Genomic DNA, 14110 nt, shown 5'->3' with positions numbered 1-14110 from the left:
CCCACGTTCGCTCGATGGACCGCACGATAGCCACATACGTACGCTGGCCAGAATCGTCACAGATTCGGATCTCGGCCGCTCGCAAATCACGCCAACGAGCCCATTACGCATCATCCTCCTCGATTATCACGCTGCGTGGGGCTCGCCGGGCTCGAGATTGCGCGCCAAAGAAGCGTCATGAGCTCTTGACGCGCTATGCCTCGAGAGCTCTCAATGGCCGCCGCCAACAGCCCATCAGCGGAGCCATCGAACCGGAATGCCACGCTTCTCTCTCTGCAAGATTGTTTTCGCCACTCTCCTGCTCAGCGCGCCCGCGCCGGCCGCGGAGCCGGCGCGCCGCACGCTGCGGATGCATTACAGCGAGGATCCGCGGGCGGCGTCGTGCCCGGGAGAGGGCGCGCTGCGCGAGCAGGTCCGGCGGCGCACGGGTTACGATCCCTTCCGCGACGACGCGCCCGAGGCGGTCGACGTGGCGATCGCGCCTCGCGGCGCGGCGCTGGTCGCCACCCTCACGTACCGGGACGAAGATGGCAGGGAGTCCGCCCCGCGCGATTTCAACGTTCCGAGCGGCGACGCCGCCTGCGCGCTGCTCACGAGCTACGTCGCGCTCTCGATCGCGTTCACGCTGACGCCGTTCTGGCGCGACGAGCAGGTCCCCGCGACGGCGCCGCCTCCCCCCGAGCTCGCGCCGCCTCCGGCCCCGCCGCGGCCGCGCGCGCCGCCGGCGCGCCCGCTCCCCGCGACCGAGCCCGCCGGGCGCCGGAGCGCGATCCGGGGCGGCACCGGCGTGTTCGCGCAGATCGGGCTGACCGATCAGCTGGTCGGCGGCGTCTCCTGGTTCTGCGAGGCGCGCTGGTCGGACCGCCTCTCCGTCGGTCTCGAGGTCCAGGATGCGTTCCTCCCGCTGAGCGCAGGCCCGAGCGAGGGGGGATGGAGCCTGGGCGCCTCGAGCGCCGACCGGCGCTCGGACGGGCAGCCAAGCGCCGACCGGCGCTCGGACGGGCAGCCGGTGCACACCCGCATGCTCGTGACGACCGCGCTCGTCCCCTGCCTCCACACGAACGACCTGCTCGCCACCTGCACCGTCGTGGAGCTCGGCGTGCTGACGCTCGCCGGGCAGCCCGGCGGCCAGAGCGGGCTGCTCCTTGTGTTCGTGGCGCTCGGGCTCCGCACCGGGGTCGAGCTCGCGCTGAACGACCGGCTCTCGCTCTCGACCCACCTCGAGCTCCTCACGGCCGTGAGGCTTCAGAAGGCCCCCCCCCCTATCGATGTCCTGAGGGCTCCTCATCTGAGCGCGTCCGTGGGCGCCGGGGTGATCGCGGCGTTCTGAGCGCGCCGGTCGGCGCGAGCGCGCGCGGCGGCTCCGGCGCACGAAAAGGCGCGCGGGAGGCTTCCGGCAGGGCTCATGACGGTGAGGACGGCGCGGCGGCACGGATTGTGGCTGGAATTTTCGACCACCGGCCCGGTCGTCGACGCGCGCGCTCGGGCGCCGCGCGGCGCGCGGCGCCCGAGCGCGCGTCGGCCCAGGTCGCCCGCCGGCGCGCGCCCCGCGGCGCAGAACGCCTTCTCTCTGGCACGAAGCCGCGAAATTCGCGTAGCCTTTCCTGACGGTGCTCCCGGAGTTCACCGATCCGACCGACCGCTTCATGATCGAAGCCCGCAGCCGAAGCGGCGGCATGGGCGATATTTTCAAGGGCACCGATCAGACCACCGGCGCCCCGGTCGCGATCAAGGTCCTGCGCGCCGCCGCGTCGCCCCAGGAGCGCGCCCGCTTCGCGCGCGAGATCGCGATCCTCGCCGATCTGCGGCACCCGAACATCGTCCAGTACATCGCGCACGGCACCTGGCTCGACGGGCGCCTCTTCTTCGCGATGGAGTGGCTCGACGGCGAGGACCTCGGGCAGCGCCAGCGACGCGCGCCGCTCGGCCTGCGCGACTCGGTGGAGGTCGTCCGGCGCAGCGCGGCCGCCATGGCGGCCATCCACGCGCGCGGCGTCGTCCACCGCGACCTCAAGCTCTCCAACATCTTCCTCGTCCGCGGCAAGGGCACCGCGATCAAGCTGATCGACTTCGGCGTCGTCAAGCTCGCGACCCCGGACGACTGCCCCACCGAGCGCGGCACGATCATCGGCACCCCGCACTTCATGGCGCCCGAGCAGGCGCGCGGCGAGCCCGTCGACGCGCGGGCCGACGTCTACTCGCTGGGCTCCGTGCTGTTCCGCCTGGTCACCGGCAGGAACGTGTTCGAGACCGAGCACGCGATCGCCCTGCTCGGCCGCCTCGTGCTCGAGGACCCGCCGCGCGCGCAGCAGATCCGCTTCGACGTGCCGGAGGCGCTCGACGAGGTGATCACGCGCGCCATCGCCCGCGATCGCGAGCTGCGGTACGAGAACGGCGGCGAGCTGGCGCGCGCGCTCGCGCGCGTCGGGGAGCTCAACAACGACCCCCCCGCGACCGACAGGTCCGCGTCGGCGATCCGCCGCGCGGCGGCGCCGGAGGTCCGGTCGGGCCCGGCGAGCCCCGCCGGGCCGAGCGACGAGCGGCCGCAGGTGCGCCTCGCGACGAGCGAGCGGCGCGTGGTCGCGTGCGTGCTCTTCGAGCTCGGCGCCGGCCCGCTCCGCCCCGAGGTGGACGTCGCGCTCCGCGAGGTCCTCGGCGACGACGCGCGGCTCGAACCGCTCCTCAGCGGGAAGATGGTCGCGGTGCTCGGGGTGGAGCGCTCGCGCGGGGACGAGGCGATGCGCGCCGCGCGGGCGGCGCTGACCGTCGCCAGGTCGACGCCGGGCGCGCGGGTCTCGGTCGCGGTCGGGCACGCGGTCCGCGGCCGCGCGAACCTCGCCGGCGAGGCGCTCGAGCGCGCGGCGCAGCAGCTGGAGTCCGCGGTGCCCGGCGAAGTCCGCATCGACGGGTACGCGACCGCGGCGCTCGAGGGGCGGTTCGTGGTGCAGGAGGACGCGCGCGGCGGCGTGCTCCTCCACGAGGACGCGGCCGGCTTCGACGCGCGCAAGCTCCTCGGGCCCCCCACGCCGACCATCGGGCGCGAGCACGAGATCGCGCGGCTCCAGGGCATCTACAGCGACATCGCCGAGGACGCGGTCCCGCGCGCCGCGCTCGTGACCGGCCCGGCCGGCATCGGCAAGAGCCGCGTCCGCGCCGAGCTGATCCAGCGCCTCGACATGGCGCCGCACGCGCCGGTCATCCTGCTCTGCCGCGGCGATCCGATGAGCCAGGGGTCGGGGCTCTCCGGCCTCGGCCGCGCCCTGCGCGCGCTCATGGGCATCCACGACGGCGAGCGCCTCGACGAGCAGGTGCAGAAGGTGAACGCCCACGTGGCGGTGCGGCTGGCCCGCCCGCTGCGGTTCCTCGCGGGCTTCATCGGGGAGCTCGCCGGCGTGCCCTTCCCCAACGACGGCAACGAGCCGCTGCGCGCCGCCCGCGAGAGCCCGCAGCTCATGGAGTCGCGCACGCGGATGGCGATCGAGGCGTTCTTCCGCTCGAAGTCCGAGAGCACGCCGCAGATCCTGGTCATCGAGGACATGCACTGGGCCGACAGCACCACCGTCGAGCTCGTCGACTGGCTGCTCGGCTGCACCGACCTCCGCTTCGGGGTCTTCGGCTTCGCGCGCCCCGAGCTCGCGAGCCGGTTCCCCTCGCTGTGGCAGGAGCGCAACGTGACCCGCGTCGCGCTCTCCCCGCTGTCGCCGCAGGCCGCCGATCGCCTCGTGGCGACCGCCCTCCCCCAGGCCGACCCGGCCACGCGCGGCGCCATCGTGCAGCGCGCCGGCGGCTACGCGCTCTTCCTGGAGGAGCTCATCCGGCACGCGGCCGAGGGGCGCGACGACGTGCCGCTCAGCGTGCAGGCGCTGGTGCAGCACCGCGTCGATCGCATGTCGAGCGGGGTGCGCGAGGTGCTGCGCGCCGCGTCCGTCTTCGGCCCGGTCTTCTGGACCGCGGGCGTCGAGGCGCTGCTCGAGCGCGCCGTGGGCGCGGAGCTCGCCGAGCTCGAGGCGGGCGAGATCATCGCGCGCCAGCTCGAGCCGCGCGTCGCCGGGCACGCGCAGTGGACGTTTCGACAGTCGCTCGTGCGCGACGCGGCGTACGCCTCGATCCTCGAGGAGGACCGCGCCGCGCTCCACCGCGCCGCGGCCGCGTGGCTCGAGTCCGCGGGCGACGTCGACCCGGGGCTCGTCGCGCGCCACGCCGAGGCCGGCGGCGAGAAGACGCGGGCCGCGCTGCTCTACGCCCGGGCGGCGCGGGCCGCGGTGGCGAGCGGCGAGGAGCTCGACGCGGCGCTCGATCTCGCGACGCGCGGGCTCGCCTGCGGGGCCGAGGGGACGACGCGCGCGACGCTCCTCGTCCACCGGGGCGAGGTGTGCGAGCTCCTGGGCCGCGCCCCCGAGGGGCTCGACGCGGCGGAGGAGGCCGCGCGCCTCGCGCTGCCCGGCTCGGACCTGTGGGGCGAGGCGCAGCTGCTCGCGGTGCGGTGCATGATCGCGGCCGGCCAGAGCGCCGAGGCGGACGCGCGCGCCGCCTCCGCGCTCTCGCCGCAGTTCGCGGCGGCGCTCTCGCCGCAGATCCGCGCGACGCTGCTCGCGTCGCGCGTGCGCGCCCTCGTGGACCTGAGCCGGCCCGCCGAGGCGCTCGGCGCCGCGGAGGCGGCGGTCGAGGTCGCGCGCGCGAGCGGCTCGACGGCCGCGCTCCTCCACACCCGGGAGGCGCACCTCGCCGCGCTGATGCACGTCGGCGACCTGTCCGCCGCGGCCTCCGCGGGCGCGTCGCTCGTCGCGGACGCCGACGCCGAGGGCGACGCCGTCATCGCGGCCAAGGCGCGCCTGAACACCGGGTCGGCGCTGAACCAGCTCGGCCTGTTCGAGGAGGCGCAGGCGCTGCTCGAGCGCGCGCTGCACGGCGCGCGGAGCCGGAAGCTCCGGGCGCTCGAGGGCTTCGCGCTCCACAACCTCGGAATGTCGTACGCGCGGCTCGGCAACCTCGAGGAGGGCATCGCGCACGAGCGCCAGGCGGGCCGCATCGCCGACGAGTGCCACGTCGCGCGCCTCAGGATCGCCGGCCGGCTGTACGAGGCGATCTTCCTCGTCTGGCGCGGCGCGCCCGGCGACTACGGCACCGCCCACTCGATCGCGCGCTGGCTCTGCGAGGAGACCGCGCGCCACGCGACCGCGCTGCAGGCGATGGCGAGCTTCGCGCTCGCCCGCGTCCAGCTGGCGCGGCGCGAGCTCCGGGCCGCGGTCGACGCCGCGCGGGAGGCCGCGCGCCACCTGGAGGGCGGGCCGATCGAGGAGTGGAACGACGCGATCCGCCTCACGCTCGTGGAGGCCCTCCTCGCGGTCGGGGAGGAGCGCGAGGCGCACGCGGCGCTCGACGCCGCGTTCAGCGCCCTCCGCGCGCGCGTCGACGCCCTCCGCGATCCCCGCCACCGCGAGGCGTTCCTGCGCGGGAGCGACGACGTCGGGCGGCTCATCGCCCTCGCCCGCGAGCGCCTCGGCCGCTCGCTGCCCGCGGCCTCGGCGGCGCACGCGGCGGACGCGTCCGTCCATCGCGCCGCTGCAGCGCCGTCGCGAGGCAAGGGCGCGACGAAGACCGCCAGCGCCGTCTCGCGGAAGGATCGCGCCGACGCGCCGGGCGGCGACCCCGCGGGGCAGCGCGGCGCGGGGCCGGCGCAGGGCAAGGAGGCGCACGGCGACGGCGCGGCGGCTCCGGCGCGCGAGAAGGGCGCGCCACGTTCTTGACGTTGGGTGGCCAGGTAGCTAAGGCCATGCCCGATGCAAGACAACGCTCCTGAGCGGCCCTCCGCGCGCTGCTCCACGCTCTCCAGCTCCGTGCGTTCGGCCGACGCGAGCCGGTGTGCTGCGCCCGCTGCCCGCCGAGCCGCGGGCCGGCGCCCCGCGGCGCGCCTCCTGCCGCTGCTCGCCGCCGCGGCGCTGGGCGGGGCGGCGCTCCTGTCGTCCGCGCCCGCGTCGGCGCAGTCGAAGATCGCCGTCGTCGACGTGCGCCGCGCCATGCTGGAGACGGAGGAGGGGCTCCGCGTCCAGGCGACGCTCAAGAAGCTGTTCGACAGCCGCCAGGTCGAGCTCGACACGAAGCAGCGCGCGCTCGCCGACGAGCGCGACAAGCTCGACAAGGAGGCCCAGGCGGGCAAGACGCCGAAGGACGCGCTCCAGCGCCGGTTCGAGACGTGGCAGCGCCAGGCCGCCGAGCTCCAGGCGACGATGGTCGACTACCAGCGCGAGATGCAGCGCAAGGAGAGCGAGCTGACCACGCCGATCCTGCAGAAGGTCCTCGGCCTGCTCCGCCGCCTCGCCGCGCAGGAGGGGTACGACCTCATCCTCGACAAGTCGGCCGCGCCCTATTACCGCGCCGATCTCGAGCTCACCGACCGCGCCATCCAGATGTACAACAGCGGGCAGGTCGGCGACGCGGCGCCCGCGAAGGGCGCGCCGCCGGCCAAGGGCGCGGCGCCCGCGGCCCCGGCGAAGCCGGCCGCGCCGGCCAAGAAGTAACCGAGCCGCGTCGGCCCTTGGAGCGGCGCGCGCCGCTCCGTCGGGGAGGTGATCCGGTGAGCTCTTCTCTCGTCGCCCGGGGAGCGCGCCTCGCGGCCTGGATCGGGCTCGGCGCCGCGGGCGCCCTCGCCGCACCCACGGCGTGCCTGTACCCCGACTACACCTTCGACGAGCCGGAGCCTTCGGGGAGCGCCGGCACGGGCGGCGACGCCGGCGCGGAGGACTGCTCGAACGGCGCCGACGACGACGGCGACGGGCTTGTCGACTGCGCGGACCCTGCGTGCGGCGACTTCGTGTGCACGACGGCCGTACCGGAGGGCTGGAGCGGCTACTTCGCGCTGTTCGACGGGGAGCCCTCGAGGGACCCAGGCTGTCCCGACGCGTTCGCCGCGGGGGAGCCGTTCATCGGCAACCGCGGCCTGTTCGCGCCGCCGGCGAGCTGCACGTGCTCGTGCGGCCCCGTGCAGGGACAGCGGTGCGCCGCGCTGGAGAACATCGCGATCAGCGTGAGCGACGCGCCGTGCGATTCGCCCTGGGTTTGCGCCTGGAACCTGGAGCCCATCCCCGGCTGGATGCCGGATCAGTGCGCCGGGCCCGACGGCGTCTTCGGCGGCGGGGCGGCCTGCGAGCCGGCGGAAGACCTGTGCGATGCGAGCGCCGAGGCGCACCCGTGCGTCGTGTCGGTCTCCGCGGAGCCGCTCGGCGCGACCGGGGGGAGCTGCACGCCGAACCCCGTGCAGATCGATGCGCCGCCTCCGCGATGGACGGGGCTCGGGCGCGCGTGCCCCGCGCCGCCGGCTGGCCAGGGCTGCAACGTCGGCCGGGTCTGCGTACCCAGGCCGGGCGCGCCGTTCGAGGGCGGGCTCTGCATCGCGAAGGACGGCGACAACGCCTGCCCGCCGGGCGCGTACACCGAGAAGCACGTGTTCTTCACCGAGATCGAGGACGACCGCGCCTGCAAGGACGACTGCTCGTGCGGCGATCCGTCGAACGGCACGTGCCGGACGACGATCGCCCTCTACGCCGACAACGCGGAGGACACGTGCGAGACGCCGGTGGTCGAGGTCCTCGCTGGCGGGTGCGAGAACGTCGAGGGAAACCCCACGATCGTCGGGCGCAAGGTGACGTCGGCGACGCCCACCGGGGGCGCGTGCGCGCCGAGCGGCGGCGCTGCGACGGGGGCGGCGCGGGGCGCCGCCCCGAGGACGTTCTGCTGCCAGAGCCAGGGCTGAGGGGCCCGGGGGGCGCCGACCGGCCCGCGGGCGCCGAGGCGACCCGGCCGGAGCGGCCCCGGCGGCCTCAGAACCTGCCGGCGACGCTGAGGCCCGCGAGGTCGGCGCCGGCGCCCGCGGCAGGACCTCCGCGCGGCGCAGGCGCCCGCCGGCGCTCCGCCGCGCCGCGGACCGGGCAGCGGCGGCGCCCGCGGCCGGCTCGGCGGCGCCGCCGCTGCTCGTCGCGAGCAGGACGATGCCCGCGGCGACGGAGGCGACGCCGAGCCCGATCGCCGCCTCGGCGACGCCCGTGTAGAGCCGGCCTCGGTCGGCGGTGGGCCTGGCCGAGGGAGGGCAGCTCCTGTCGCCGCCGCACAGCGCGTCGAGATCGCTCAGCGTGCCGGCGCGGAGGCCGAGGAAGACGCCGCCCGCGGCGCCGAGCGCGATCCCGGCGCCGAGCGCCACGAGGCCCGGCACCTTCGACGGCTGCCCCGCCGCCGGCGCTCCGTTCGCCGTCGCCGCCGTCGCCGCCGTCGCCGCCGTCGCCGCCGGCGCTCCCGGCGGCGGCGCGCCCGCGGTGGGCGCGGCGGCCGCCGGCGGCTCGGCGATCGTGATCTCCACGGTCTTCGCGTGCCCCTCCTCGAGCGTGACCGTCTCTCGCACGGCCTCGCGGCCGCCGATCCGGGCGGCGACCACGTGCGGCCCGGGGTCGACGGGGATGTCGCCGCTCATCTCCGCGGCGCCGAGCGCGGTGCCATCGAGCAGGATCGTCGCGGTGAGCGCCCCGGCGCCGCGGCGGATCGCGAGCCTCGGGACGCGCGCCTCGAGATCCTCGATCCGCGCGCCGACGTTCGCGGTGACGTCGTTCGCCCTCGGGTCGCCCGCGGCCGCGGCCGCGGCCATGCGGTAGTTGCCGAGCGCCGAGACGAGCTTGCCGAGCCGCGCCTCGCACTCGGCGATGTTGAACAGCACCTGCGGCGTGCGCCGCACGCTCGCGACCGCCTGGAACCTCGCGAGCGCCGCGGCGCAGTTGTTCGCCGCGCTGAGCGCGACGCCCTCCTGGAAGAGCACCCGCGCCGCCGCGAGCTCCTCCTTCGTCTGGGCCCTCGCCGGAGGCGCCGCGACCAGCGCGGCGCCGAGCGCCGCGGCCGCGAGGATCCGCCTGCCGGTCTTGCGAAGTCCGCCCTGGTCCATGATCCCCTCGCGGGCGCAGGGCCCCGCTCGGGCCATGGTCCCTCCATGGCGCGCGGCGCGGCAAGGCCGGCAGACCGCGCCGCCTGCGCGGCGCGACGGCTCGGCGCTGGAGTTCCTCCTGCTGCCGTGGCCCGCGCGACGAACGAGGCGCTCCGCGACGCCGCCCGCCCCCTCGCCTCGCTCACCCCGCGCGCCGGCGCGGCCGCGTCCAGCGCCCCGGGGCGCCCGAGGCGCGCGCGGCGATCGGCCGCCACGCGGCGATGGCCTCCTCCTGCGCCACCACGAAATCGTGCGGATCGAAGCGCACGAAGGCCCCGGTGCGGACGATGAGCTCGCGCTGGAGGTGCCGCCGCTCCGCCGGGGTCACCCGGCCCGCGTCGAGCTCGTCGAGCACGACCTCCGGCGAGTACGGTCGCCCGCGCCGGTACCGCGCGCCGAGATCCCAGCCCTGGCAGCGCTCCATCCAGAACGCACGCCAGCGCGCGGCGTCCACCGTGGGCAGCTCCACCAGCTCGGGCGCCGGCGCCGGCGGCAGATCGCGGGGGTCGCTCACCAGCTGCGCGAGCTTGAGCTCGCGGGGCTCGCCCACGTCGGGGTCGGGCGGATCGGCGACCACGATCTCCTCGTCCTCCACCGCGACCTCTTCCCACATCCCGGCGCCGGTGATGCGCTCCAGCGCGAAGGCCGCGGCGAGCTTCACCGCCTTGTCGCCGTCGCGCTCGAGCAGATCGATGAGCGGCGGCACCGCCGAGGCCGCGCCCGTCCAGCCCACGGCCGCGAGCAGGCCCTCGCGCGGCGCCTCGAAGGCGCGCGCGACGAGGTGCCGCGCGTCCGCCTCGTCGCCCGCGATCGCGAGCAGGAGCGCCGCCGCGTCGCCGCCCTCCGGCGCATCAATCGCGCCGCGCAGCGCGATCGATGCGTGCGGGTGGTCCGAGAGCGCCATGGCCGTCCAGGCGGCCTCGCGGAGCGCCGGGTCCTCGGCCGCGAGGGCCCGCTGGATCAGCTCGGGCAAGCGCTGGCTCGCCCCGCAGCCGAGGTGGTAGAGCGCCCGCGCGGCGACCGGGGCCGCGTCGTCCGAGGCCGCGGCGACGAGCTCGTCCTCGGTCGCGAGGCCGCGGTACGCGAGGACGTCGATCGCCATCGCGCGGACCAGCGGCTCGGGCTCGCGGAGCAGACCGCGGAGCGCGAGCGGCAGGAGCTCGTGCGGTGCGAGCTTCAGGGCGGCGCCGAGCCCCTCGATGAACGCCTTGTCCCGGTCGCTCCGGAGCAGCGCGAGCTCGGCCGCGGCGAGCGCGTCGCGGCCCGCGAAGCAGCCGAGCACCATCGCGCTCGCGAAGGCCAGGCTCGGGTCCTTCACCGGGGCCTCGGCCACGAGCCGCGGCACGTGCTCGAGCGCCGGCGCCCCGATCGCCGCGATCACGTCGATGGCCGCCAGCATGCGCCGCTCGAGGACCAGCGCCCCGCGGAACGGGTCGCCGAGCAGCGGCGCCCGCTGCATGCCGACCATCGCGACCTCCTCGAAGCACTCGCGGGTGCGGGCGCGGAGGAAGGCGAGATCGTCGATCGCGGCGCCGATGTCGCGCGCGAAGCCCGGCGGCGGCGGGCGCGCGGGCGGATCGTCGTCGCGCCGCGCCGCGAGCGGCCGCGCCTCCGCCGCGGCGGGGAGCGCGCCGGGCGCGGGCGCCCGCTGCTTCAACGCCTCGACGGCCGCCTTGAGCTCCTCGAACGTCTTCGGCCGCGCGATCGGCGGCGGCGGCTTGGCGACGAGCTCGGCCGGGGGCGGCTCCGGGACCTTGATCCTCGGCGCGAGCGACGCGCGCGGGACCGCGTGCAGCCGCGGCCGATCGCGGCTCGCCCGGATCGGCGGCGGGTCGAGCGGCGGCGCCGGCGGCACGGCGGCGAGCCGCGCCTCGGCGCGCTCGAGCCAGCCGCGCGCGCTCCGCAGCAGCTCGCCCACCGCCGCGAGGCCCGCCTCGAGCCCCGCCGCCTCGCCGACGGCCGCAGCAGCGCCGTCGACCGCCGCCGCGGCGGCGCGCACGGCCGCGACGCGATCGGCGCGGCCGTCGAAGGCGTCGTAGATCGCGCCGAGGGCGCGTTCCAGGGCGCGCGCGGGCCCGGTCAGGTCGGTGACCGGCTCGACGTCGTGCTCGAGCGACAGCGCCGCGCGGCGGAGCGCGGCGTGCGCGCTCTCGAGCGCGTCGTGGGCGAGCAGGTCGAGGCTGCCGGGAGCGGAGGGCTGCCCCTCCTGACCGCCGGGCGCGACGAAGGGCAGGTACGAGAAGGACACCCGCCATGGATACACCCACGCGGAGGAGGCCCCAAGCCGCGCGCTGAGGTAGCCTGGCCGCGCGATGAAGGATCCTGCGCAGGACGTCGAGGTCTACGCGACGCTGGCCGCCCGGCTCGCGGACCCGGGCGAAGACCGCGCGGCGCTCCTCGCGGAGCACGGGCTCGACGAGGCGGGGTGGGAGGCGCTCGACGACGCGTGGCAGGCGCGGCTCTCCGAGGCGGACGAGGACGACGGCGATGAGGTGGGCGTGCCGCCGCTCGTCGCCGCCTTCGCCGAGACGTTCGCCCGGGTCCAGCGCGGCCGCGCGAAGGGCGAGCTGTCGTTCGAGCGGTTCCTCGAGGCGGCGCGCGCGATGAAGCGGGGCACCGACATGGCGACGGTGCTGAGCCGGCTGGACCTGACGCTGGAGGACTACCTGAGCGCGCAGCAGCGATGGACCGCGGCGATGCTGGAGGACGACGAGCTCATGGCGCAGTTTCAGCGGGCGATGAGGTAGCGGGGATGGCCGCGGGGCGAGATCGGCCGGGGCGGCCGGCGCATCGCTGAGCGGCGGAGGGGCGTAGGCTCGGGGAGGCATGGTGGAGAGCGAGGGGCGCGAGGGGACGGTCCGATCGATCACGCTCGAGGAGCTCGCCGCCATCGCCGGGGCCCTCGAGGCGGGCTTGCCGCGGGACGAGGTGCTCGTCGGGGCGGGGCTCTCGGTCGAGGCGTGGGAGGCGGCGCGGGAGCGCTGGATGTCGAGGCTCGCCGCGCAGGCCGCCCGGGGGCAGCTGCGATCGAGCCAGCGGTACCTGGAGCTCGTCGCGGAGCAGAGGGGCCGCGCCGAGGCGAAGGCGCGGGACGCGCGCCGGAAGCTGGAGGGGCCGGTTCCGGTGGCGCCTGCGGCGCACCTCTCCCCGCTGCGGAGCGCGCCCCGGGACGGGGCGGCGCCGACGTCCGCCGCGGGCGCGGGCGCAGGCGGCGATGCGGCTGCGCGCTCGCCGTGGGCCAGGATGGGCGCCGGCGCGCCGCCGGTGCCTGGCCGCGTGGAGGTGCCGGCGCTGGCGTCGGCCGTGCCGTCGCCGCCCCCGCCGGCCATGCCGCCGCCCGTGCCTGCGGTCACCCCCGCGGCGAGCTCGGAGCCGCCGCCGACGGCACCGAGGGGCGGCGTGACGCTCTTCGGCATGCAGGCGGTCGCGCCGCGCGAGGCGCTGCCCTTCCGTCGGGACGCTTCGAGCGCACCTCCGGCCGAGAGCGCCGCGACCCCGGCCGCGGCGAGCCTGAATGCCACGCGCATCGGGGCGGTCAGCCCGCTGTCGGCCGACAAGGCCTTGCCCTTCGCTCGCTCGGCCCCTGTCGCTCCGACCGACAAGGCCCTGCCCTTCTCGCGCCCCAGCCCTCCGCCTCCAGCCGACAAGGCCCTGCCCTTCGCGCGGACGGGCCCTATCGCTCCGACCGACAAGGCCCCTCTGCCCTTCTCGCGATCCGCGCCTTCACCCCCGACCGACAACGCCCTGCCCTTCTCGCAGTCCACCCCTCCGCCTCCGGCCGACAAGGCCCTGCCCTTCTCTCGCCCTGCCCCTCCGCCCCCGGCCGACAAGGCCCTGCCCTTCTCTCGCCCTGCCCCTCCGCCCCCGGCCGACAGCGCGCTTCCCTTCGCGCGCTCCGCCCCTGCGCAGCCCGTCCGAGACGAGACCGCGCCGCTGCCACCTCAGCGTTCGTCGGGGAGCTGGGCCCTGCCCTTCCAGCAGCCGAGCTCCGCCTCCGGAACGCCCGCGAGCGCGTCGACCTCCCCGCCCGCCGCGCGGGCGCAGGCCGAGGTCGACGAGCAAGAGATGCGGCGCGTGGAGCGGATCACCCTCGGAGAGTACGCGCACATCTGCGCCGACCTGCGAGAGCGCCCGGGACACGAGCAGCAGATCCAGAGCCGTGTTGGGCTCAGCCCGCAGGGCTGGGCCGCGCTCCACGCGATGTGGCACGAGCGCTTCCAGGCCGATCCGGCGCTCAAGGCGCGGTGGCAGGCGCTCATCGAGCAGAGCGCGCAGCGCTAGTTCCACCCATCAGGAGTACGACCAGGGATCCCGAGAGAGAGCTCAACGCAAAGGCTCAAAGGCGCAAAGGCGCAAAGGCGCAAAGGCGCAAAGGCGCAAGAAGAACAAGTGTTATGCATTTTGCGTGTTCGCTCGGCATCTTTGCGTTCAAGTTTCTCTTCGCTCGCGAGGCAGATCGCGCTCGCTCCAGTGCGCGACGAGAAATGGGCGTTCCTCGTCGCTGAGCTGCAGACGATCTCGCTCGTCCCCCTCGATCGTTATCGCGAGATCGTGCGTTCCGCCGGCCTGGAGGTGGCGCAAGCCGTCGAGATCAGCGCGAGCACGGTGAAGACGGGCCATAAGGTGCGGGAGAGCATGAACGCCAACGAGACGGGAGACCGTAGTCCCCCGTTCGACAAGGCGGCTCACGGCGTCGAGGGCGCCGGAACGAGCTCGGGCGGCTTGCGGTTCGGGTCGGGAGGTGGACCCTGGACATGCCGGCCGCAGCTGCGGCCCGGGAACCCTTCCGAGGCTCCGAAGCGGTCGCACGTGGGAGCGCCCATCGCCTTCGTGCACTCGGCGTCAGATGCGCACGACCTGCAACGGCCCTCCAAGCAGAGATATGCCCCGCACGGGTTGAGCGTGGGGAGCGGCTCGCACGTCCGCCCGTACACCGGCCTCGACGCCGACGTCGCGGCGCAGCGACCCCGATCGCAGAAACCGTCACCGCACTCGCCGTCCTTCGTACAAGCTCGCTCCGGCACGTCCTGAGGCGGCCGCCGGGGCTCCTCTTCGACGACCGCCGCCGCGGGCGCGGCGGGCGGAGCCCCGGGCGGCGGAGGGCCGGGCGACGCGGCCCCCGCGGAGGCCGCCAGGGGCGGGTCTGCG

8 protein-coding genes are annotated in these 14110 nt (G+C 76.1%); 7 read left to right on the top strand and 1 reads right to left on the bottom strand.

Features of this window, described 5'->3' with window-relative positions; all coding sequences use genetic code 11:
- The first annotated feature begins 256 nt into the window (after positions 1-256).
- The 5 genes from WMF26_RS18745 (at position 257) to WMF26_RS18725 (ending at position 8639) form a co-directional block, all read left to right on the top strand.
- Complete coding sequence (locus WMF26_RS18745) at positions 257-1330, top strand: hypothetical protein (RefSeq protein WP_438001427.1); 1074 nt, start codon at positions 257-259, stop codon at positions 1328-1330.
- Between the two features lie 346 nt (positions 1331-1676).
- A complete protein-coding gene (locus WMF26_RS18740) occupies positions 1677-5747 on the top strand; it encodes a serine/threonine-protein kinase (RefSeq protein ID WP_438001426.1) in 4071 nt (1356 codons plus the stop codon).
- Positions 5748-5780: 33 nt separating this feature from the next.
- Positions 5781-6518 (top strand): OmpH family outer membrane protein, encoded by a 738-nt coding sequence (locus WMF26_RS18735; protein ID WP_438001425.1) that lies wholly within the window; start codon positions 5781-5783, stop codon positions 6516-6518.
- 56 nt (positions 6519-6574) lie between these two features.
- Positions 6575-7750 carry a hypothetical protein gene (locus WMF26_RS18730; protein WP_438001424.1) on the top strand — a complete coding sequence of 392 codons (1176 nt, stop codon included), beginning with the start codon at positions 6575-6577 and terminating at the stop codon, positions 7748-7750.
- Between the two features lie 313 nt (positions 7751-8063).
- Positions 8064-8639, top strand: coding sequence for a hypothetical protein (locus WMF26_RS18725; protein ID WP_438001423.1), 576 nt, complete (start codon positions 8064-8066; stop codon positions 8637-8639).
- A gap of 465 nt (positions 8640-9104) precedes the next feature.
- Here the strand turns inward: WMF26_RS18725 and WMF26_RS18720 are convergent, their stop codons facing one another.
- Positions 9105-11210: a hypothetical protein gene (locus tag WMF26_RS18720; protein ID WP_438001422.1), complete on the bottom strand. Its 2106-nt coding sequence runs from the start codon at positions 11208-11210 to the stop codon at positions 9105-9107.
- Between the two features lie 64 nt (positions 11211-11274).
- Here WMF26_RS18720 and WMF26_RS18715 point away from each other — a divergent pair, with 64 nt between their 5' ends.
- Together WMF26_RS18715 and WMF26_RS18710 are read left to right on the top strand one after the other, a co-directional pair.
- Positions 11275-11709, top strand: a complete 435-nt coding sequence (locus WMF26_RS18715; protein WP_061621220.1) for a hypothetical protein — start codon at positions 11275-11277, stop codon at positions 11707-11709.
- A gap of 79 nt (positions 11710-11788) precedes the next feature.
- Positions 11789-13243 (top strand): hypothetical protein, encoded by a 1455-nt coding sequence (locus tag WMF26_RS18710; RefSeq protein ID WP_438001421.1) that lies wholly within the window; start codon positions 11789-11791, stop codon positions 13241-13243.
- The last annotated feature ends 867 nt before the right edge of the window (positions 13244-14110 follow it).

The organism is Sorangium sp. So ce185 (assembly GCF_051526825.1).
GTDB lineage: Bacteria > Myxococcota_A > Polyangia > Polyangiales > Polyangiaceae > Sorangium > Sorangium cellulosum_D.
The sequence above is the reverse complement of the archived record's forward strand: the minus strand, read 5'-3'. Positions and strand labels throughout refer to the sequence as shown.